This window comes from Streptomyces sp. NPDC097981, from assembly GCF_040302565.1.
Taxonomy (GTDB): Bacteria; Actinomycetota; Actinomycetes; order Streptomycetales; family Streptomycetaceae; genus Streptomyces.
In genome coordinates this window covers 1-20,287 of the sequence record NZ_JBEORW010000020.1, presented here as the reverse complement: position 1 = coordinate 20,287, position 20,287 = coordinate 1, and the positions used below count along the sequence as shown (strand labels likewise).

Sequence of the window (20,287 nt, the reverse complement as noted above, 5' to 3'; positions counted from 1 at the left end):
CCGCGCCGAGGTCCGGGACGCGGACACGGGCCGTCGGAAGGCCCTTGTTCGTGGGGCGCGGGTCAGGCCGGGCGGACCGCTCGGTGCCAGGTGGTGCGGGCGGGGCGGGTGGGGTCCGGGGAAGCGGGTGGGGTCGTGGTGATGTGGAGTTCCGCGTCCAGGCCCAGGACCGCCGTCGTCGTCGCGCCCGCCGGTTCGAGGATGCCGGCCGGGGCGCCCGTGTAGAGCATCTGCGACTCCGTCCACGCCGGCGGTCCGCCGAGGCCCGTCGTGCTGATCGTGCCCGTGTCCGCGCGGCCCGACAGGAGGCGGCCCGCGACGCTGATCGCGCCGTAGCCCGCCCGGCCGCCGGCCTCCGAGACGCTCGACACCTGGGGCTTGCCGGAGCCCGCCGTGACCAGGGCCGTACGGACGACGCCCGAGTCGGGGCGGCGGAAGTAGAGCCGGATGCCCGCGCCCTCCGGAGCCGCCGAGAGCGGGACCGTGGTCGCCGGCAGGCCCGTCGGGAAGGGTCCTTCGAGCGGGGCGCCCGGGACGGGCTGGGTCCAGGCCAGGACCGACTTGCTGGTGGTGGCGTACACCTGCCGCCGCCCGGCGGCATCGACCGCCGTCACCGGGTCGCTCTGGAGGTCCTCGCCGCCCAGGCGCTGCCAAGGGCCGAAGGTGCCGTCCGGCTGCTGATCGCGGGCGCGCAGGGTGCGGTGCGAGTCGCGGACGTAGACGGTCAGCCGGCCGTCCGGGGCCACGGCCGCCGAGGGGGCGCTGATCGAGGAGGTGCCGTCCTCGTCGGCGCCCTCGGGGGTGCCGAGCGGCTGCCACGGCCCGAACGGGCCGTCCGGCGCGGACTGGACGGCGTACACGATCTCGCGCCGGTAGTCCGCCGGCACCGGGCCGAAGCTCGTCCGGGTGGCGAGGACCGCGATGCGGCCGTCGGGGAGGCGGGCGGTGCTCGCGCCCGGGTCGATGCCGGTGCCGGGGAGCAGGGCCGGGCCGGTCCAGCCGGCCGTGCCGCTCTGCCGGGTCCAGACGGCCATCTGCCCGTCCAGCGCTGCGAAGGCGTAGAGCCGGCCGGGGGTGCCCGCCGCCATCCACGAGGTGCTGTCGGCGCGGGCGTAGCGCAGCGACTGGGCCCAGTTGCGGCCGGTGGGGCTGCCCGCCACCTTGCGGTCGCCGCAGCCCGAGGGGCTGCCGCAGTAGTCCTCGTGGTCGAGCCAGGCGTACGTCTTGAGGTAGCCGATCTTCGTCTCGGCCGTCTGCGGGTCCAGGGCGTGCGGGAGGGCGCCGTTGTGGTAGCCGAGGTAGTTCTGCACCGAGAACCGCGGGCGGTCGGCGACCTGGGCGGCGTACGCGACGGTGGCGGCCTGCACGAAGCGGGCGCCGTACATGTGGTCCTGGTGGTCGGTGTACTTGCCGGTGTCCTGGTACCGGCCCGGCGTCGGGTCCTGCATGCGTATCGTCGTCGGCTTGTACTGCGCGAGCAGCCCGGCTATCGCCTGGACCACCTGGTCCTTGGTGTACGCATACGGCTGCTTGACCGGGGTTCCGGAGGCCAGCTGGGCGCCGAGCGCGGGTATCTTGCCGTTCCACAGGCCGCGCAGGCTGTCCGGGTTCTCCGCGGTGGGGTTGCGGGCCTCGCGCAGCTGCAGCCAGACCAGGTTGACCTTCGGCCGTGCGATCAGGACGTCGAGCTCGGCCTGGCCGCCGCCCGCGGTGGGTATGACCGTGCGCTTCCACGGGCTGGTGCGGTCCCCGGTGGCCATCTGGGCGTACGCGGAGCGGATGCCGTTCTGCCGGGCCTCCGCGTAGTGGGCGCGGTCGGCGGGCTGCTCCGGGTCCTTGGCGCCGGCCCCGTTGGCCTCGTTGCGGCCGTCGGCCTCGCCGGAGGTCAGGTAGACGGTGGTGAGCTGGAGGCCGGCCGTCAGCGACCGGCTGAGGTCCGGGTTCATGAAGAACAGGTCGTCGTCGGGGTGGGCGACGACCTGCACGACCGATCCGGCGGTGGTGCTCGCCGGGAGCGCGAACGCCTGGTTGTGCTCCTGGGTGGCCTCTGCCGACGTCTGCTGGCCGGTGGCGACGGCGAGCACGCCGGTGGCGCCGACGGTGAGTACGGGAAGGATGGCGGCAAGAAGGAAGCGGCGACGGGTCATCGGCATCGGTCACGCCTTGGGGTCGTTCCGGGCGGGAAGAACCGCCGAGCGGTCAGTGCAGTCGGTTCATGCAGTGCAGTCAGTGAGAGGCCAAATCGGGGTACTTGGTTCGCCGATGCGATCGATGACTCCTGCTTTCCGAAAACGACCGGAAGTGATTGTGCCCTGTGTGTTTCCGCTCCCGGTAAGCGCCCCGCATGTGGACGCACTTGGGCCGCCCCGTTCGTACCGTTCGCCCCCGTTCGCGCCGTGCGTACGCCTCTAGCGGCCGGTGTTGCGCGGACCCACCGGCAGCCACGGCGCCAGATGTGCGTCCGCACCGTCCGCCGACGAGGTCACGTACAGCCGGGCGTCGAGCCCCACCACCGCCAGGTTGACCAGGTTACTGCCCGTCATCGTGGACGAAGGGGCCCCGACGAACATCAGCGCCGACCGCTCCCACGGCCGCCCGGACCCGAGGTCCGACCCCAGTTGACCGCCCGCCGCACGGCCGGCCAGCACGTGCCCGCTCGCCGTCACCGGGCCGAAGCCCCGGAGCCCGCCGAGGTCGGTGAGGCCGTTCGTCTTCAACCCGCCGTCACCCGTCACCAGGGCGGTGCGGACATTGCCCGAGCCCGGCTTGCGGAACCACAGCCGCACCCCGCCCTCGCGCCCCTCCGCGGTGAGCGGGAGCGTCGTGTCCGGCAGCCCCGTGGGGGCGGCCGTCCCCAGCGGCGCACCCGGCCCGGACTGCGCCCAGCCGAGCACCGACTTGGTGGTGGCCGCGAACACCATGCGCCGCCCGGCGCCGTCCGTGGCGGTGGCCGGGGTGCCGTGCAGATCGGCTCCGCCGTACTGGGCCCACGGCCCCCAACCGCCGTTCGCCGGCTGCACCCGCCCGCGCAGCGTGGACGCGCCGTCGCGGACGAACACCGCCAACTGCCCGGTGCCGTCGACCGAGACGGCGGGGGCGCTGATGTCGGAGGTCCAGTTCTCGTCGGCGGTCTCGGGCGTGCCCAGTGACTGCCAGTCCCCGAACTCCTCCGTGTCCTGGCCCTTCTGGACCGCGTACACCACCTCGCGCCGGTAGTCCGCGGGCCGCGCGCCGAAGGAGGTGCGGGTGCCGAAGGCGGCGATCCGCCCGTCGGGCAGGGTGGCGGTCGACACGCCAGGGTCCATGCCGGTGCCGGGCAGCAGGCGTGGACCGCTCCAGGCGCCGATCGGACCGGAGCGGTGCCACAGGGCGACCTGGCCGTCGAGCACCTTGAAAGCCCACAGGCCGTGCTTCTTGTCGGAGACCAGCCAGGAGGTGCTGGTGCCGCGGGCGTAGTTGACGGTCGAGGTCCAGCCGTTGCCGGCGGGGTGGTCGGCGACCTTGAGGTCTCCGCAGCCGGCGTCGCTGCCGCAGTGGTTCTGCTTGTCGAGCCAGGCGTAGGTGTCCAGGATGTCCAGTTTCTCCTTGGCCTCGTCCGGGTCCAGGGCGCTGGGCAGGGAGCCGTTGAAGTAGCCGAGGTAGTTCTGCACCGCGAAGTGCGGGCGCTCCTTCACGTCCTTCGCGTACGCGGCCAGGGCGGCCTGCACGAAGCGGGCCCCGTAGAAGTGGTCCTGGTGGTCGGTGTACCGCTTGGTGTCGGGAAAACGGCCGGGGGTGGGGTCCTGGGCGCGGACGGTGGTCGGCTTGTACTGCTCCAGGACGCCGACGAGGGTCTGGACGACCTGCTCCTTCGAGTACGAGAAGCGCTGCTTGACGGGGGTGGCGGAGGCGAGCACCGACTCCAGCCGTGCCACTTTGCCGTCCCACAGGCCGTGCAGGCTGTCGGGGGCGCTGTCGTAGACGGTGCCGGCCTCGCGCATCTGCAGCCAGACGAGGTTGACCTCGGGTTTGGCGACGAGGACGTCGACCTCGGCGTGGCCGCCGCCCTTGGTGGGGACGACGGTGCGCTTCCAGGCGCTGCTGCGGTTGCCGGTGGCCATCTTGGCGTAGGCGGCGCGTATGCCGTTCTGGCGGGCCTCGGCGTAGGCGGGCTTGTTGGGCGGGGTGGAGGCCTGCTTGCCCTCGGTGGCGTTGATGCCGTCGGCCTCGCCGGCGGTGAGGTAGACCGTGGTGACGGGGTGTCCGGCGGTTATGGAGTACTGGAGGTCGGGGTTCATGAAGTACAGGTCGTCGTCGGGGTGGGCGACGACCTGCAGTACGCGGCCGGGGTCGGGCGCGTCGGCGGCGGCAGGCGGGGCGGCCGCCGTGCGGTGGCCGAGGCCGCCGAGCGCGGCGTTGCCGCGGAGTACGAGCATGGTGCAGGCGGCGGTGGCGGCGCAGAAGGCCACGACCTTGACGAACCGGGCCCCCCGCCGTGCGGTGCGGCGGCCGCCGCGATTGCCGCCGGCGGTGGTACGGGTCGTCGGCCGGTCGGCATGCACGGGCGCACCCTGCCGGGAGTCGTTGCCGGACAGGGCGGACGGGCCGTCAGGTGCCGCCGCACCCGCGCCGGGAGGGAACTGCTCGGGCCGCGCCGGGCCCCGGGCGGGCCCGGCCGGTCCGCCCGCCGGGTCCCACTCCGATCCCGCCGAGGCGTGCGCCGTTCCGCCCGCCGGCGGCTGCGCCGGGTCCCAGGGGCCGGCCTGCGGAAGGGGCGACGCGTTCTGAGGCCCGGGCTGCGCAAGGCCCGAGGGGGCCAAGGGTCCGGGCTGCGGAAGGCCTGACGGGTCCCAAGTCCCGGCCTGTGCAGAGCCCGCCGGGTCCCAAGCCCCGGGCTGCACAAGGTTCGAGCGGTCCCGAGTCTCAGACGGGGCAGGGTTCGACGGGTCCCAAGTTCCGGGCTGGGCGGGGTTGGACGGGTCCCACGGTCCGGTGTGGGGAAAGGTCGACGGGTCCCAAGTTCCGGGCTGCGCAGGCCCCGACGGGTCCCAAGTCCCGGCCTGGGCGGGGTTCGGCGGGTCCCAAGTCCCGGCCTGGGCGAGGCTCGACGGGTCCCAAGTTCCGGGCTGGGCGGGGTTCGGCGGGCCCCACGGTCCAGTGTGCGGAGAGCTCGACGGGTCCCAGGTTCCGGGCTGCGCAGGCCCCGACGGGTCCCAGGTTCCGGGCTGGGCGGGGTTCGGCGGGTCCCAAGTCCCGTCGTGCACAAGGCCTGACGGGTCCCAGTGTCCGACCGGCGGGGGCGGGGGAGGGGTCCAAGAAGGGTTGCCCGTCGGCTCGTTCCGCGACGGTCCACCGTGCCCGGCTCCGGCGGGGTGCCAGGGGCCCGGGGCAGGGTGTCCGTCGGGCATATGGGGTCCTTGCGGCCGGTTCGGGCGGGGAGCGGCCCGAAGAAGGACACGCGTTCGGAATAAGTATCCAGATAATCCGACAATCTGCGTCATGATATGTGCCCGCCCACGCCGGTGAGTCGAACGCCTGCTCCGGATAGGCTCCCTTCAGGCACGCATGGGCAGTGGTGGCGACGCACGCGGGAGGCGGCGGGATGACAGTCCCGGGACGCAGGAGCAGTACCTTCATCCGGCTGCTGCGCAGCGGCTTCACCGACCCCTCGGCCGCCGCGCGGCTGCTCGACTCCGACGCGCTGGCTTCCGTACGCACCGATCCGGTGCTCCTCGACGCCCTCGGGGCCACCGCCGATCCCGACCTCGCCCTCCTCGGGCTCGTCCGGCTCGCCGAGGCGCAGAGCAATGACGAACGGCCCGTGCTCCTCGACACCCTCGTCAGTGCCAAACCGCTGCGCGACCGCCTCCTAGGCGTGCTCGGCGCGTCCGAGGCGCTCGCCGACCACCTCGCCCGCCACCCCCGCGACTGGCACGCCCTCGTCACCTACGAGGCCGCCGACCTGCACCCCGGCCTCGCCGAGTTCGAGCAGGGGCTAGCCCAGGCGCACGACCCCGTCGCCCTGCGCGTGGCCTACCGCCGCTGTCTGCTCTCCATCGCAGCCCGCGACGTCTGCGGCACCATCGACGTCGCCCAGACCGCCGCCGAGCTCGCCGACCTCGCCACCGCCACCCTCCGTGCCGCCCTGCGCATCGCGTCCGCCGCCGCGCCCGATGACGCCGCCGCGTGCCGGCTCGCCGTCATCGCCATGGGCAAGTGCGGCGGCAACGAGCTCAACTACGTGTCCGACGTGGACGTGATCTTCGTCGGCGACGCGGCCAACGGCACGGACGAGGGCAAGGCGCTCCAGGCCGCCACCCGTCTCGCCTCCCACCTCATGCGGATCTGCTCCGAGACCACCATCGAGGGCACCATCTGGCCCGTCGACGCGAACCTGCGCCCCGAGGGCCGCAACGGCCCCCTCGTCCGCACTCTCGCCTCCCACCTCGCCTACTACCAGCGCTGGGCCAAGACCTGGGAGTTCCAGGCCCTGCTCAAGGCCCGCGCCGTGGCCGGCGACCGGGACCTCGGCGCCCAGTACGTCGACGCCATAACACCCCTCGTCTGGCAGGCCGCCGAACGCGAGAACTTCGTCGCCGACGTGCAGAAGATGCGCCGCCGCGTCGTCGACAACATCCCCGCCTCCCAGGTCGACCGCGAGCTCAAGCTCGGCCCCGGCGGTCTGCGCGACGTCGAGTTCGCCGTCCAGCTGCTCCAGCTCGTCCACGGCCGCAGCGACGCCAGCCTGCACTCCGGCACCACCCTCGACGCCCTGCACGCCCTCGCCGCCGGCGGCTACGTCGGCCGCGCCGACGCCGCCCAGCTGAACGACGCGTACCGGTTCCTGCGCGCCATGGAGCACCGCATCCAGCTCTACCGGCTGCGCCGCACCCACCTCGTCCCCGAGGACGAGGCCGACCTGCGCCGCCTCGGCCGCTCCCTCGGCCTGCGCACCGAACCCGTCGCCGAACTCAACAAGGCCTGGCGGCGGCACGCCTCCGTGGTCCGGCGCCTGCACGAGAAACTCTTCTACCGGCCGCTGCTCGACGCCGTCGCCCAGCTCACCCCCGGCGAGACCCGGCTCTCCCCGCGCGCCGCCGGGCAGCGGCTCGAAGCCCTCGGCTACGCCGACCCGGCCTCGGCCCTGCGCCACCTCGAAGCCCTCGCCTCCGGCGTCACCCGCAAGGCCGCCATCCAGCGCACCCTGCTCCCGGTCATGCTCGGCTGGTTCGCCGACTCCGCCGACCCGGACGCCGGCCTGCTGAACTTCCGCAAGGTGTCCGACGCCCTCGGCAAGACCCCCTGGTACCTGCGGCTGCTGCGCGACGAGGGCGCCGCCGCCGAGAACCTGGCCCGCGTCCTGTCCGCCGGCCGGCTGGCCCCCGACCTGCTCATGCGGGCCCCCGAGGCCGTCGCCCTGCTCGGCGACCCCGAAGGGCTCCAGCCCCGTACGCACGAGGCCCTGGAGCAGGAGGTGCTCGCCGCCGTCGGCCGCGCCGACAGCGCCGAGGCGGGCGTCGCCGCCGCCCGCGGGGTCCGCCGCCGCGAGCTGTTCCGCACCACCGCCGCCGACATCATCCGCTCGTACGGTACGGAGGACAGCCCGGCCGAGGAGGACCCCGGAGCCCTCGTCGACCGGGTCGGCAACGCCGTCTCCGACCTCACCGCCGCCACCGTCGCCGGAGCCCTGCGCGCCGCCGTCCGCGACCAATGGGGCGAGACCCTGCCCACCCGCTTCGCGATCATCGGCGTCGGCCGCTTCGGCGGCCACGAGCTCGGCTACGGATCCGACGCCGACGTCCTGTTCGTCCACGAACCCCGCGAGGGCGTCGACGAACAGGAGGCAGCGAAGGCCGCCCAGACCGTCATCGCCGAAATGCGCCGACTGCTCCAGCTCCCCACCGCCGACCCGCCGCTGCTCATCGACGCCGACCTGCGCCCCGAGGGCCGCTCCGGCCCGCTCGTGCGCACCCTCTCCTCGTACGCCGCGTACTACCGGCGGTGGTCCCTGACCTGGGAGAGCCAGGCCCTGCTGCGCGCCGAGCCGGTCGCCGGGGACGCCGACCTCGGTGCCCGGTTCATCGAGCTGATCGACCCGCTCCGTTATCCGGCGGAGGGCCTCGGCGAGGACGCGGTCCGCGAGATCCGCCGGCTGAAGGCCCGCATGGAGTCCGAACGCCTCCCGCGCGGCGCCGACCCGACCCTGCACACGAAGCTCGGCCGCGGCGGACTCAGCGACGTCGAGTGGACCGTCCAGCTGATCCAGATGCGGCACGCCTGGTCGGAGCCCGGCCTGCGCACCACACGGACCCGCGAGGCCCTGGCCGCCGCCCATGCCGCCGGGCTGATCCCGACCGAGGAGGCGCAGATCCTGGACGAGGCCTGGGTGCTCGCCACCCGGGTCCGCAACGCGGTGATGCTGGTCCGCGGACGGGCCGGGGACACCTTCCCGTCGGAGGCCCGCGAACTGGCGGCGGTCGGCCGCTACCTCGGCTACGCGGAGGGCACGGTCGGCGAGCTGCTCGACGACTACCGCCGCATCACACGCCGGGCGCGCGCGGTCGTGGACGACCTGTTCTACGGGGCGTAGTGCTCCAGCTGCAGGTCTTCAGAGGCTAATGCACCGGAGGATAGTAGGGCTCGGGTTGCGGCTGGTTCTGGCAGGAGTTGGCGTTCCATTCGCGTTGATAGGACCTGTCATACCCGGTCTTGAAGCCGCGGTCCCGGGCACGCTGCGCATCGCTGGGATTGGGCCACCACAACGGATAGTTCTTCTGGCGGCAATGCATGCCGTCGTCCGCCCCACGGGCTTCGCCTTGTCTGAGCCCCTCGCAGTAGGCCACGGCGTTTTGATTCGTGGAAAGACGTCCCGTGCTGTAGTCCCAGACCGTGCCGTCCAGCCTGCAGAGTGTCGTGTTCGGCACGATGGAGACCTGGCCGGACCGGGGTTCCGCTGCGACGGCGCCCGGTGCGAGGGCAAGGGAGGCCGAGAGTGCAAGTCCGGCTAAGGCAAGCAGGGGTGAGCAACGCATGACTCTCCTCCGTTACATCCTTTATGCGCCTTCACGTCCAGTTCACTCCTCCGGGCAGGGCCTCGCCACTTGGCTTGAGGCAGGAATCGGCCCGACACGCGGCCGACCAGGCGGAAGGCCGGCGCGCCCAGCGAGTGCACCATGCCGATGCGGGCGAGGAGAACGGCGGACGTGAGCAGTCCGGGGGCAGGACCGACGGGATTCGAACCCGTGAGGGGCATTGGCGGACAGGCCCGTCCACTCGCCCCAAACGGCGGCCCCGGGGAACCTCCCGGAGCCGCCGGCGCAATAGACCGCTCTGCCACGGTCCTGCCCCCTGCGGGTACGCGCGCACCCGCTGACGCCGAGGCTACGGTCCGGACACCGGCCCCGGCCACGGAATATCGGTGGCGTTGTCTAGACCTTGCGGAAGCGGTTCAGCAGGGCTGCCGTCGCCGGGTGCGGGTCGGCGGTCTCGGGGTGGCGCGGCAGGTGGTGGGGGAGGGACCCGTACCAGCTGCGCGAGACCGTGTAGCCGAACGCGAGGCAGATCATGCCGCCCGCGGCGTCCAGCCAGAAGTGGTTGGCGGTGGCCACGATCACCACGAGGGTGGCCACCGGGTAGAGCAGGCCCAGGATCCGGGCCCAGGGGGCGGAGGCCACCGCGAAGATCGTCAGCCCGCACCAGAGCGACCACCCTATGTGCATGGAGGGCATGGCCGCGTACTGGTTCGACATGTGCTTGAGGTTGCCGGAGGCCATGGAGCCCCAGGTGTGGTGGACCAGCACGGTGTCGACGAAGTGCCCGCCGTTCATCAGCCGGGGTGGCGCCAGCGGGAAGAAGTAGTAGCCGACGAGGGCGACGCCCGTGGTCGCGAAGAGGACCATGCGCGTGGCCGCGTAACGCCCCGGATGGAAACGGTAGATCCACACCAGGACGCCGATGGTCACGACGAAGTGGAGCGTGGCGTAGTAGTAGTTCATGCCGACCACCAGCCACGTCACCGCGTTGACGGCGTGGTTGACCGACTGCTCCACGGCGATGCCGAGGGTGTGTTCGAGGTTCCACAGCCAGTCGGCGTTCGCGAGGGCGTCCGCCTTCTGCTCGGGCACCGAGTTGCGGATGAGCGAGTACGTCCAGTAACTCACCCCGATGAGCAGGATCTCGAACCAGATCCGGGGCCGGCGCGGGGTGCGCAGTCGGGAGAGCAGGGCGCGCTGATCTCCCGGGCGGGTCTCGCTCTCGGTCACGTGGGGTGACGAGACTTCCGTCCGGGTTTCCAGTGTCTTCACGCTCGATTCACCCATGGGGACAGAGTCTGCCAGATGCGTTCTCGCCTCCGATCATCCCTCGGGACGGTCTGCGGCGCAGCCGCTCACCCCTGAGGACGAGACGGTCCCCTACCCCCCTACTCCCCCGGCCTTCGGCCGGGAGGTGCCCCCAGCTGCGGACCGGACGCGGTGGATCCGCGGACCACCAGTTCGGGCAGGAAGACGAACTCGCTGTGCGGGGCCGGCGTACCGGCGATCTCCTCCAGGAGCGTGCGGACGGCCGCCTGGCCCATGGCCTGCACGGGCTGCCGGATCGTGGTCAGCGGCGGATCGGTGAACGCTATGAGCGGGGAGTCGTCGAAGCCGACGACCGAGACGTCCTGCGGCACCCGCAGCCCCTGCTGCCGGGCCGCCCGGATCGCCCCGAGCGCCATCATGTCGCTCGCGCACACGATCGCCGTGCAGCCGCGCGTGATGAGCGCCGTGGCGGCGGCCTGCCCGCCCTCAAGCGTGTACAGGGAGTGCTGGATGAGTTCCTCGACCTCGGCCTCGTCGAGGTCGAGCCGTTCCTTCATCCCGAGCCGGAAGCCCTCGATCTTGCGCAGGACGGGCACGAACCGCTTGGGTCCGACCGCGAGCCCGATCCGGGTGTGCCCGAGCGCGGTCAGGTGGGTCACGGCGAGCTGCATCGCGGCCCGGTCGTCGGGGGAGACGAAGGGGGCCTGGACCTTGTCGGAGAACCCGTTGATGAGGACGTACGGGACGCCCTGCCCGCGGAGTTGGTCGTAGCGGCCCATGTCGGCGGTGGTGTCGGCGTGCAGCCCGGAGACGAAGATGATGCCGGAGACCCCGCGGTCGACCAGCATCTCGGTGAGCTCGTCCTCGGTGGACCCGCCGGGCGTCTGCGTGGCCAGTACCGGCGTGTACCCCTGCCGGGTCAGTGCCTGGCCGATGACCTGGGCGAGCGCCGGGAAGATGGGGTTGTCCAGCTCGGGGGTTATCAGGCCGACGAGCCCCGCGCTGCGCTGGCGCAGTTTGACGGGACGCTCGTAGCCGAGGACGTCGAGCGCGGCCAGCACGGATTCGCGGGTGCCTGCGGCCACACCCGGCTTGCCGTTGAGCACGCGGCTGACTGTGGCTTCGCTGACCCCCGCCTGGGCTGCGATGTCGGCTAGCCGTGCGGTCACGGGATTGGACTGTACCGGCTCCCACCTCACAAAGCCCACCACGTGCACGAATCCGGGGGAAGGAGGACGGTCCGGCCGTCCGTCTCGACCGGGGTGCTGGAGAGTACGGGGCGTCCCGGCGAGGCGAGTTCGACGGCCTCGGGCCGGCTGTTGAGGGTGCACGCGAAGCCGGGCCGGGTGAAGAGGAGGACGCCCTCGGGGGCGGACAGCCAGGTCAGCGGGCCCGCGTCGGGGGATCCGAGGCCGGGCAGTGCGCGGCGCAGTTCCAGGGCGGCGCGGTACAGCTCCAGGGTGGAGTGCGGGTCGCCGGTCTGCGCGGCGACGCTGAGCGGGGCCCAGTCGGCGGGCTGCGGGAGCCAGCTGCCGGCCGGCCCGAAACCGTACGGGGGCTCCTCGCCGGACCAGGGGAGCGGGATCCGGCAGCCGTCGCGCAGTCCGTCCTGCCCGGCGGTGCGGAGGAAGGCGGGGTCCTGGCGCACGGCGTCGGGGAGGTCGGCGACCTCGGGCAGGCCGAGCTCCTCGCCCTGGTAGAGGTACGCCGACCCGGGCAGGGCGAGCATCAGCAGCACGGCGGCCCGGGCCCGGGCCAGGCCCTGCGGGCCGCCGCCGTAGCGGGTGACGTGGCGTACGACGTCGTGGTTGGACAGCACCCAGGTGGTGGGTGCACCGACGGAGGCGGTGGCGGCCAGTGACTCGTCGATCACGGTCCGCACGGCACGGGTGTCCCACGGGCAGTTCAGGAAGCGGAAATTGAAGGCCTGGTGCAGCTCGTCGGGCCGGACGTACAGGGCGAGCCGCTCGGAGGTCGGCGCCCAGGCCTCGGCGACGCCGATGCGCGGGCCTTCGTAGGAGTCGAGCAGCCGCCGCCAGGAGCGGTGGATCTCGTGGACGCCGTCCTGGTCGAAGAAGGGGAGCGGCTCGGTGCCGATGAGGGTGGCCTGGGCGCCGCGGCCGATGTCGGGCAGGCCGGGGGCCTTGACCATCCCGTGGGCGACGTCGATGCGGAACCCGTCGACGCCGAGGTCGAGCCAGAAGCGCAGGACGGAGGCGAACTCCTCCGCGACCTCGGGGTGCTCCCAGTTCAGGTCGGGCTGCTCGGGGGCGAAGAGGTGCAGGTACCAGGCGCCGTCCGGGGTCCGGGTCCAGGCGGGGCCGCCGAAGACGGACTCCCAGTCGTTGGGCGGCCGCTCCCCGGCGGGTCCGCGCCCGGTGTGGAAGTGGTACCGGGCCCGGGCGGCGGGGTCGGCGAGGGCCTCCCGGAACCAGGCGTGCCGGTCGGAGGTGTGGTTGGGCACCACGTCCACGATGACCCGCAGCCCGAGGGCGTGGGCGGCTTGGACGAGCTCGTCGGCGTCGGAGAGGTCGCCGAAGAGCGGATCGACGGCCCGGTAGTCGGCGACGTCGTAGCCGCCGTCGGCCTGCGGGGAGACGTAGAAGGGGGTGAGCCAGACGGCGTCCACCCCGAGCCGGGCCAGATGGGGCAGGCGCGTGCGCACCCCGCGGAGGTCGCCGATGCCGTCGCCGTCACTGTCCGCGAAGGACCGTACGTACACCTGGTAGATGACGGCATCGCGCCACCAGCCGACGCTTTCGGTCGCCTTGCTGGAAGCGCTTGCAAGCCGGGAGGCGGTCAGCTCATGGGTCATACCGGGGTCAACGCGGCGACATGCCCCCTGGTTGCGGGCCTGACGACCCGAAGGGAGTTCGAACAACCAGCAAGCCGCGGCAACCGTCAGGACACACGGATGTAACGATCGGCCCGTCTTGCAGAAAATTGCCGCAAGCTCTTTCCGTCGGCTTTCAGGCTTGTTACGTTCCCTGCAACTCGGGACCGCGAGGGCGCGGCCGGGATCATCGAAGGAGTTCATATGCGGCGTGGCATAGCGGCCACCGCGCTGGTCGCGACCCTGGCGCTCGCGGCGACGGCTTGCGGTGGGGACACCAAGGACGACGGCGGCGACACCAAGGCCGGCGGGGAGCTCTCCGGCACGGTCACCTGGTGGGACACCTCGAACGACGCGGAGAAGGCCAGCTTCCAGAAGATCGCCGAGGCGTTCACCGCGAAGCACCCGAAGGTCACCGTCAAGTACGTCAACGTCCCGTACGGTGACGCCCAGAACAAGGTCAAGAACGCCTTCAGCAGCGGTTCCGAAGCCCCCGACGTCATCCGCGCCGACGTCGGCTGGGTCGCCGACTTCGCCTCGCTCGGCTACCTCGACGAGGTCCCGGCCGACACGGCCAAGAAGGTCGACACCGAGTTCCTGCCCCAGGCCGCGGCCAGCGGCAAGTTCGAGGGCAAGACCTACGCCGTCCCGCAGGTCATCGACACCCTCGGCCTCTTCTACAACAAGAAGATGCTCGCGGACGCCGGCGTCCAGCCCCCCAAGACCCTGGAGGAGCTGAAGACCGCCGCCGCCTCGATCAAGGCGAAGACCGGCAAGGCCGGCCTCTACCTGCGCGGCGACGACTCGTACTGGTTCCTGCCCCTCATCTACGGCGAGGGCGGCGACCTGGTCGACGCGAAGAACAAGACGGTCACCGTCGACAACCCGGCCGGCGTCAGCGCGTTCAAGACCGCCCGCGACCTGGTCACCTCCGGCGCGGCGATCACCAACGCCACCGACGGCTACGTCAACATGCAGACCGCCTTCAAGACCGGCGAAGCCGCGATGATGATCAACGGTCCGTGGGCCGTCGCCGACACCTACGCCGGCGACCAGTTCAAGGACAAGGCGAACCTCGGCATCGCCGCCGTCCCGGCCGGTTCCGTCAAGGCCGGCTCCCCGCAGGGCGGCCACGACCTCGCCGTCTTCGCCGGTTCCAAGAACCGCGCCGCGTCGCACGCCTTCGTCGAGTACATGACCTCCCAGGAGGTGCAGGTCCAGTCCGCCAAGGAGCTGAGCCTGCTGCCGACGCGGACCGCCGCCTACGAGCAGCCGGACGTCAAGTCCAGCGAGATGGTCCAGTTCTTCAAGCCGGCCGTGGACAAGGCCGTCGAGCGCGCCTGGATCCCGGAGAACGGCTCCCTCTTCGAGCCGCTGAAGGTCGAGTACACCAAGGCGATCACCGGGGCCTCCAGCCCGGAGGACGCGGCCAAGGCGGCCGGCGTCGAGTTCCGCAAGATCCTCAAGGGCTGGAAGTAAACAAGACGATGGCTGCTCACACCAGCCAGTCGGTGGCGAAGGCCGCGGGCAGCGACGGGCAGGACACCGTCGCCGCCCGCGGCCGGAGCCGCAGGACTGACAGCGCGAAGACCGGGAACAGCGGTGGACTGAGGCGCGCCCTCGCCACCCACTGGTACGCCTGGGCCATGGTCGCCCCGGTGGTGCTCGTCCTCGGCGTGATCATCGGCTGGCCGCTCGTCCGCGGCATCTACCTGTCGCTGACCGACGCCAACGAGCGCAACGTCGCCCGTATCATCGGCGTCCGCCACATCGACGCGACGTACAAGTTCGTCGGGCTCGACAACTACACGGCCGTCCTCGGGGACCCGGTGTTCCTCCAGCGACTGGCCTGGACGATCGCCTGGACCGTCCTGTGCGTGTCGATCACCTTCACGCTCGGACTGGCCCTGGCCAACATGCTCAACCGGGACTTCCGGGGCCGCGCCGCCTACCGGATGGCGCTCATCCTGCCCTGGGCCGTCCCCGGCTTCGTCTCCGTCTTCGCCTGGCGGTTCCTCTTCAACCGCGACAGCGGGATCCTCAACAAGATCCTCGACGGTGGCGGCATCTCGGCGATTCCGTGGCTCGACGACCCCACCTGGGCGAAGTTCTCCGTCGTCGCCGTCAACGTCTGGCTCGGCATCCCCTTCATGATGGTCGCCCTGCTCGGCGGTCTGCAGTCCATCCCCGCCGAGCTCTACGAGGCCGCCGAGATGGACGGTGCCACGGCCTGGCAGCGGTTCCGGCACATCACCCTGCCCGGACTGCGCACGGTGAGCATGACCGTGATCCTGCTCTCCACCATCTGGACCTTCAACATGTTCCCGGTGATCTTCCTGCTCACGCGGGGCGGACCCGGCGACTCCACCGAGATCCTGGTGACCCAGGCCTTCCGCGAGGCCTTCGTGGCCAGCCCGCGCGACTTCGCCGGCTCCGCCACGTGGGGCGTGCTCATCCTCGCGCTGCTCATGATCTTCGCGCTGGTCTACCGGCGCTCGCTGCGCAAGCAGGGAGAGGTGTGGTGACCGTGACGACCCCGACCCCGCGCATCAGGGGGCAGCGCTCCCCGCTCGCCTCCACCGGCCTGCACGCCACCCTGATCGTCGCGTCCGTGATCGCCGTCTTCCCGGTGCTGTGGGTCCTGCTGACCTCGCTCAAGCCCGCGAAGCACGCCATCTCCACGGACTTCGTGAAGGAACCGACCTTCGACAACTACCGGTACCTGCTGGAGTCGACCTCCTTCCTCACCTGGTTCGGCAACTCCGTGCTCGTCGCCGGCGTCACCACCGTGCTCGGCGTGTTCATCGCCGCCACCACGGGCTACGCGGTCAGCCGGTTCAAGTTCCCCGGCATGAAGCCGCTGATGTGGACCCTGCTCATCACGCAGATGTTCCCCATGGCCATCCTCATCGTCCCGCTCTACAACCTCATGGGACAGCTGGGGCTGCTCAACCAGCCGCTCGGCCTGATCATCACGTACCTCACCATCGCGGTGCCGTTCTGCGCCTGGATGATGAAGGGCTTCTTCGACACCATCCCGGTCGAGATCGACGAATCCGGCCGCGTCGACGGGCTCAACCCCTTCGGCACCTTCTGGCGCCTCATCCTCCCGCTGGCCAAGCCCGGCCTCGCCGTCACCGGCTTCTACTCCTTCATCACCGCCTGGGGCGAGGTCGCGTACGCCTCCGCCTTCATGGTCGGCGACGAACACCTCACCCTCGCCGGAGGCCTGCAGACCTTCGTCACGCAGTACACCTCCAACTGGGGTGCGATGAGTGCCGCTTCCGTCCTCATCGCCATCCCCGCCGCAGTCTTCTTCCTCTTCGCCCAGCGTCACCTCGTCGCCGGGATGACGGCAGGCGCGACCAAGGGCTGACGCCCTCGCGACCACGGGCTGACCACCCGGCGCCTGCCCCCACACACCCCCGGCCCGATCTCTTCAAGGACGACATGACCCAGCACCTCGCCGAAACGATCCCCACCCAGGCCGGCAGCACCCTGCCCGGTTGGTGGAGAGAAGCGGTGATCTACCAGGTCTATCCGCGCAGCTTCGCCGACTCCAACGGGGACGGCATGGGGGACCTCGAAGGCATCCGGAGCCGACTGCCCTACCTCAAGGAGCTGGGGGTCGACGCCGTCTGGCTCAGCCCCTTCTACGCCTCCCCGCAGGCCGACGCCGGCTACGACGTCGCCGACTACCGGGCCATCGACCCCATGTTCGGCACCCTGCACGACGCCGACGCCGTGATCCGCGAAGCACACGGGCTCGGCTTGCGGATCATCGTGGACCTCGTCCCGAACCACTGCTCCGACCAGCACGAATGGTTCAAGCAGGCACTGAGGGAGGGGCCGGGGACGCCGCTGCGCGAGCGCTTCCACTTCCGCCCGGGGCGGGGCGCCGACGGCTCCGAGCCCCCGAACGACTGGGAGTCCATCTTCGGCGGACCGGCATGGACGCGGGTCGCCGACGGGGAGTGGTACCTGCACCTCTTCGCGCCCGAACAGCCCGACTTCAACTGGGAACACCCGGCCGTCCAGGACGAGTTCCGGTCGGTCCTTAGGTTCTGGCTGGATCTGGGTGTCGACGGCTTCCGCATCGACGTCGCCCACGGGCTCGTCAAGGCGCCCGGCCTGCCCGACCTCGGCCGCGACGAGCAGCTCAAGCTGCTCGGCAACCAGGTGCTGCCCTTCTTCGACCAGGACGGCGTCCACGAGATCTACCGCGCCTGGCGCAAGGTCCTCGACGAGTACGCCGGGGACCGCATCGGCGTCGCCGAGGCCTGGACCCCCAGCACCGACCGCACCGCCCTCTACGTGCGCCACGACGAGCTGCACCAGGCGTTCAACTTCCACTACCTGACCACGGGCTGGGACGCGGAAGCCCTGCGCGCCACCATCGACGACTCGCTCGACGCGATGCGCCCCGTCGGCGCCCCCAGCACCTGGGTGCTGTCCAACCACGACGTGGTCCGGCACGCCACCCGCTTCTCCGACGGCGACCCGGCACTCGGCCTGCGCCGGGCCCGGGCCGCCGCCCTGCTGATGCTGGCGCTGCCCGGCTCGGCGTACGTCTACCAGGGCGAGGAGCTCGGTCTGCCGGAGGTGACCGACCTGCCGGACGAGGTGCGCCAGGACCCCTCCTTCTTCAAGGAGAACGGCCAGGACGGACTGCGCGACGGCTGCCGCGTGCCGATGCCGTGGTCGGGCGACCAAGCCCCGTACGGCTTCGGGACCGGCGGCAGCTGGCTGCCCCAGCCGGCGGAGTGGGCGGGCCTGAGCGTGGCTGCCCAGACCGGCGACCCGGCTTCGACGCTGGAGCTGTACCGGGCCGCGCTGCGGATCCGCCGGGAGCGGGCCGATCTGGGTGCGGGCGACGCAGTGGAGTGGCTGGAGGCGCCCGAGGGCGTCCTGGCGTTCCGCCGCGGCGAGTTCGTCTGCACGGTGAACACGACGGCGTCGCCGGTCTCCGTACCGGCGCAGGGCACGGTCCTGCTCGCCAGCGGGGAACTGACCGACCCGGGCACGCTGCCCGCCGACACGGCGGTGTGGTGGCAGGTGTGACCTCCCCGCTCCGGCTGACGGACATCGCCGCGCAGGCCCAGGTCAGCGAGGCGACGGTCAGCCGTGTGCTCAACGGCAAGGCGGGCGTGGCGGCCGGCACCCGGCACAAGGTGCTGGCCGCCATGGACCTGCTCGGCTACGAGCGGCCCACGCGGCTGCGCCGACGCAGCAACGGCCTGGTGGGGCTCCTGATCCCGGAGCTGACCAACCCCATCTTCCCAGCGTTCGCGCAGGTCATAGAGCAGGCGCTGGCCGGCCACGGGTACACGCCGGTGCTGTGCACGCAGACGCCGGGCGGGGCCACCGAGGACGAGCTGGTGGAGCAGCTGGAGGAGCGGGGGGTCACCGGGATCGTCTTCCTGTCCGGCCTGCACTCCGACTCGACGGTGGACCCCGCGCGCTACCAGCGGCTCTCCGCGCGGGGCCTGCCGTTCGTGATGATCAACGGGTTCAACGAGCACGTGAACGCCCCGTTCATCTCCCCGGACGACCGGGCGGCCGCCGACATGGCCGTCCGGCACCTGGAGGACCTCGGCCACCGGCGGATCGGACTGGCCATCGGGCCGACGCGGTACGTGCCGTCCGCCCGCAAGGAGCAGGGGTTCGTCGCCGCCGTGCCGGGGGCCGAGGAGGAGGGGCTGATCCAGCGCACCCTGTTCACGGTGGAGGGCGGCCACGCCGCGGGCGGCGCCCTGCTGGACCGCGGCTGCACCGGCATCGTGTGCGGCAGCGACCCGATGGCGCTCGGCGTGATCCGGGCGGTGCGGGAACGGGGGCTGCGGGTGCCGGAGGACGTCTCGGTGGTCGGCTTCGACGACTCGCCGCTGATCGCGTTCACGGACCCGCCGCTGACGACGATCCGCCAGCCGGTCCGCGCCATGGCCACGGCGGCGGTCGGCGCCCTCCTGGAGGCGGTCGGCGGCACCCCGGTCCAGCGGACGGAGTACGTGTTCCAGCCGGAACTGGTGGTGCGGGGGTCCACGGGGCAGGGCCCGGGAGAGTAGGGGTTGGGGAGTAGGGGGTGGGGGCGAGCTGCGTAGCGCGGGCCGCTCCCACCCCCGAGCGGTGCCGGGCCCGGCCGGTGTTGCCCACCCGGCCCCCTGGCGGCTGCGAGGGTAGATCCCGGCTGGCGGCCCCTGTCATCCGGAGCCCGCCCACCGGTACCACCGAGCCCGGCCCGGATGCGGCGCGGGGAGGGGACGGCTCCGCCGAGGGCCCATCGTCAGTCGTCCCGGGCCGGGGCGGGGTCAAGCCGGAGCGGGCAGCGTGCAGCTGCCCATGGGGTTTCGGTTGGCCCGGGGCGCGGCAGATCGCTACGCGCTTCGGCCGGCACGGCGTCCGGCGGCCGTCTGGGGCCGGGCAGCAGCGAACTTCAGCGGACGACGGGGCCTTGTCCGGTCCGCCAGTCGTTGAGCCGCTTGCGGATACCGGGGACCATGGGGAGGGCATCCACTTCGTGCGGTGCGAACCATGCGACTTCCAGCGACTCGTCCGAGGTGCGGAGGGTGCCCGCTGACGGGTCGGGCGAGAAGGCAGATCGAGAATTCCTGTCGTACCTCGCCGTCGCCGTCGCCGACGACGGCCGAAGCAGCCGGCACCAGGCTGTTCGCCTTGGGTGCGTTCGGTTCGTCCTCGTAGTCACGCCTGGGCATCTTGACCGGCCTTCCGAGAACGTTGTTCGGCCTGCCCCGCTGCGCAGGGCACTCGTGTCAGCTGACGGCCTTCTCGATGGCCTCGAAGATGTCGGCATCGGTCTCTTGCTGCCAGGTCGGCAGGTCGGGCCAGTTGAAGTTCCCCCGTGGCCGTGGACAGCGGGTGGTTACGCTGCGGGGGTGACGTCTTGGGTCGTCAGGGCCCGGGTTTCGATCGGGGTGACGTAGCCGTAGACCGGGTGCTTGCGCAGGCGGGTGCGGTTGTACTCGACCTCGATGAAACGAAAGACGTCGGCGCGAGCGGCTTCACGGGACTCCCAGACGGTGGTCCCGATCTCCGCTTTCAGCAATCCGAAAAAGCTTTCGGCTACGGCGTTATCATAACACGAGCCCGTTCTCCCCATGCTCTGCCTCAGCTTCAACTCCCGTATCAACGTGCGGTATTCACGCGATGTGTATTC

General features: G+C 71.7%; 13 protein-coding genes, 1 tRNA gene and 1 pseudogene. 6 read left to right on the top strand and 9 right to left on the bottom strand.

Features of this window, described 5'->3' with window-relative positions; all coding sequences use genetic code 11:
• Positions 1-62: 62 nt before the first annotated feature.
• Together ABTY04_RS20260 and ABTY04_RS20255 are read right to left on the bottom strand one after the other, a co-directional pair.
• Complete coding sequence (locus ABTY04_RS20260; RefSeq protein ID WP_352214722.1) at positions 63-2,153, bottom strand: PIG-L family deacetylase; 2,091 nt, start codon at positions 2,151-2,153, stop codon at positions 63-65.
• A 255-nt stretch (positions 2,154-2,408) separates the two neighbouring features.
• On the bottom strand, positions 2,409-4,541 hold the full coding sequence (locus ABTY04_RS20255) for a PIG-L family deacetylase (RefSeq protein ID WP_352214721.1): 2,133 nt from the start codon (positions 4,539-4,541) through the stop codon (positions 2,409-2,411).
• A 1,040-nt stretch (positions 4,542-5,581) separates the two neighbouring features.
• Here ABTY04_RS20255 and ABTY04_RS20250 point away from each other — a divergent pair.
• Positions 5,582-8,569, top strand: a complete 2,988-nt coding sequence (locus ABTY04_RS20250; protein WP_352214720.1) for a bifunctional [glutamine synthetase] adenylyltransferase/[glutamine synthetase]-adenylyl-L-tyrosine phosphorylase — start codon at positions 5,582-5,584, stop codon at positions 8,567-8,569.
• Positions 8,570-8,594: 25 nt separating this feature from the next.
• Here ABTY04_RS20250 and ABTY04_RS20245 read toward each other — a convergent pair whose 3' ends face one another.
• From ABTY04_RS20245 to ABTY04_RS20225, 5 genes are all read right to left on the bottom strand, one after another.
• On the bottom strand, positions 8,595-8,903 hold the full coding sequence (locus ABTY04_RS20245; RefSeq protein ID WP_352214719.1) for a hypothetical protein: 309 nt from the start codon (positions 8,901-8,903) through the stop codon (positions 8,595-8,597).
• Between the two features lie 295 nt (positions 8,904-9,198).
• Positions 9,199-9,322: transfer RNA gene (locus ABTY04_RS20240), tRNA-OTHER, on the bottom strand.
• An 85-nt stretch (positions 9,323-9,407) separates the two neighbouring features.
• A complete protein-coding gene (locus ABTY04_RS20235) occupies positions 9,408-10,298 on the bottom strand; it encodes a phosphatase PAP2 family protein (RefSeq protein ID WP_352214718.1) in 891 nt (296 codons plus the stop codon).
• A 101-nt stretch (positions 10,299-10,399) separates the two neighbouring features.
• Entirely contained in the window at positions 10,400-11,449 is a 1,050-nt protein-coding gene (locus ABTY04_RS20230; RefSeq protein WP_352214717.1) for a LacI family DNA-binding transcriptional regulator, read from the bottom strand.
• 26 nt (positions 11,450-11,475) lie between these two features.
• Positions 11,476-13,095, bottom strand: a complete 1,620-nt coding sequence (locus ABTY04_RS20225; protein WP_352214716.1) for a glycoside hydrolase family 13 protein — start codon at positions 13,093-13,095, stop codon at positions 11,476-11,478.
• Positions 13,096-13,317: 222 nt separating this feature from the next.
• On the opposite strand from ABTY04_RS20225, the gene ABTY04_RS20220 reads away from it, so the two are divergent.
• The 5 genes from ABTY04_RS20220 (at position 13,318) to ABTY04_RS20200 (ending at position 19,178) form a co-directional block, all read left to right on the top strand.
• On the top strand, positions 13,318-14,592 hold the full coding sequence (locus ABTY04_RS20220) for an extracellular solute-binding protein (protein WP_352214715.1): 1,275 nt from the start codon (positions 13,318-13,320) through the stop codon (positions 14,590-14,592).
• An 8-nt stretch (positions 14,593-14,600) separates the two neighbouring features.
• Positions 14,601-15,638, top strand: coding sequence for a carbohydrate ABC transporter permease (locus ABTY04_RS20215; protein ID WP_352214714.1), 1,038 nt, complete (start codon positions 14,601-14,603; stop codon positions 15,636-15,638).
• Entirely contained in the window at positions 15,635-16,489 is an 855-nt protein-coding gene (locus ABTY04_RS20210; protein ID WP_352214713.1) for a sugar ABC transporter permease, read from the top strand. Before ABTY04_RS20215 ends, ABTY04_RS20210 begins: the two co-directional genes overlap by 4 nt.
• A 74-nt stretch (positions 16,490-16,563) precedes the next feature.
• Entirely contained in the window at positions 16,564-18,174 is a 1,611-nt protein-coding gene (locus ABTY04_RS20205; protein ID WP_352214712.1) for a glycoside hydrolase family 13 protein, read from the top strand.
• Entirely contained in the window at positions 18,162-19,178 is a 1,017-nt protein-coding gene (locus ABTY04_RS20200; RefSeq protein ID WP_352214711.1) for a LacI family DNA-binding transcriptional regulator, read from the top strand. The genes ABTY04_RS20205 and ABTY04_RS20200 overlap by 13 nt, the downstream gene beginning before the upstream one ends.
• Positions 19,179-19,546: 368 nt before the next feature.
• On the opposite strand, the pseudogene ABTY04_RS20195 reads toward ABTY04_RS20200, so the two are convergent.
• Together ABTY04_RS20195 and ABTY04_RS20190 are read right to left on the bottom strand one after the other, a co-directional pair.
• Positions 19,547-19,826, bottom strand: a pseudogene (locus ABTY04_RS20195) (NUDIX hydrolase).
• Positions 19,827-19,993: 167 nt separating this feature from the next.
• On the bottom strand, positions 19,994-20,287 hold a 294-nt coding region (locus ABTY04_RS20190), incomplete at its 5' end, for an integrase core domain-containing protein (protein ID WP_352214710.1).

Excerpts from the sequence above, each read along its gene's own strand:
- ABTY04_RS20205 (WP_352214712.1), top strand. The coding sequence starts at position 16,564 with ATGACCCAGCACCTCGCCGAAACGATCCCCACCCAGGCCGGCAGCACC.
- ABTY04_RS20235 (WP_352214718.1), bottom strand. The coding sequence starts at position 10,298 with ATGGGTGAATCGAGCGTGAAGACACTGGAAACCCGGACGGAAGTCTCG.
- ABTY04_RS20215 (WP_352214714.1), top strand. The coding sequence starts at position 14,601 with ATGGCTGCTCACACCAGCCAGTCGGTGGCGAAGGCCGCGGGCAGCGAC.
- ABTY04_RS20250 (WP_352214720.1), top strand. The coding sequence starts at position 5,582 with ATGACAGTCCCGGGACGCAGGAGCAGTACCTTCATCCGGCTGCTGCGC.
- ABTY04_RS20220 (WP_352214715.1), top strand. The coding sequence starts at position 13,318 with ATGCGGCGTGGCATAGCGGCCACCGCGCTGGTCGCGACCCTGGCGCTC.
- ABTY04_RS20225 (WP_352214716.1), bottom strand. The coding sequence starts at position 13,095 with ATGACCCATGAGCTGACCGCCTCCCGGCTTGCAAGCGCTTCCAGCAAG.
- ABTY04_RS20260 (WP_352214722.1), bottom strand. The coding sequence starts at position 2,153 with ATGCCGATGACCCGTCGCCGCTTCCTTCTTGCCGCCATCCTTCCCGTA.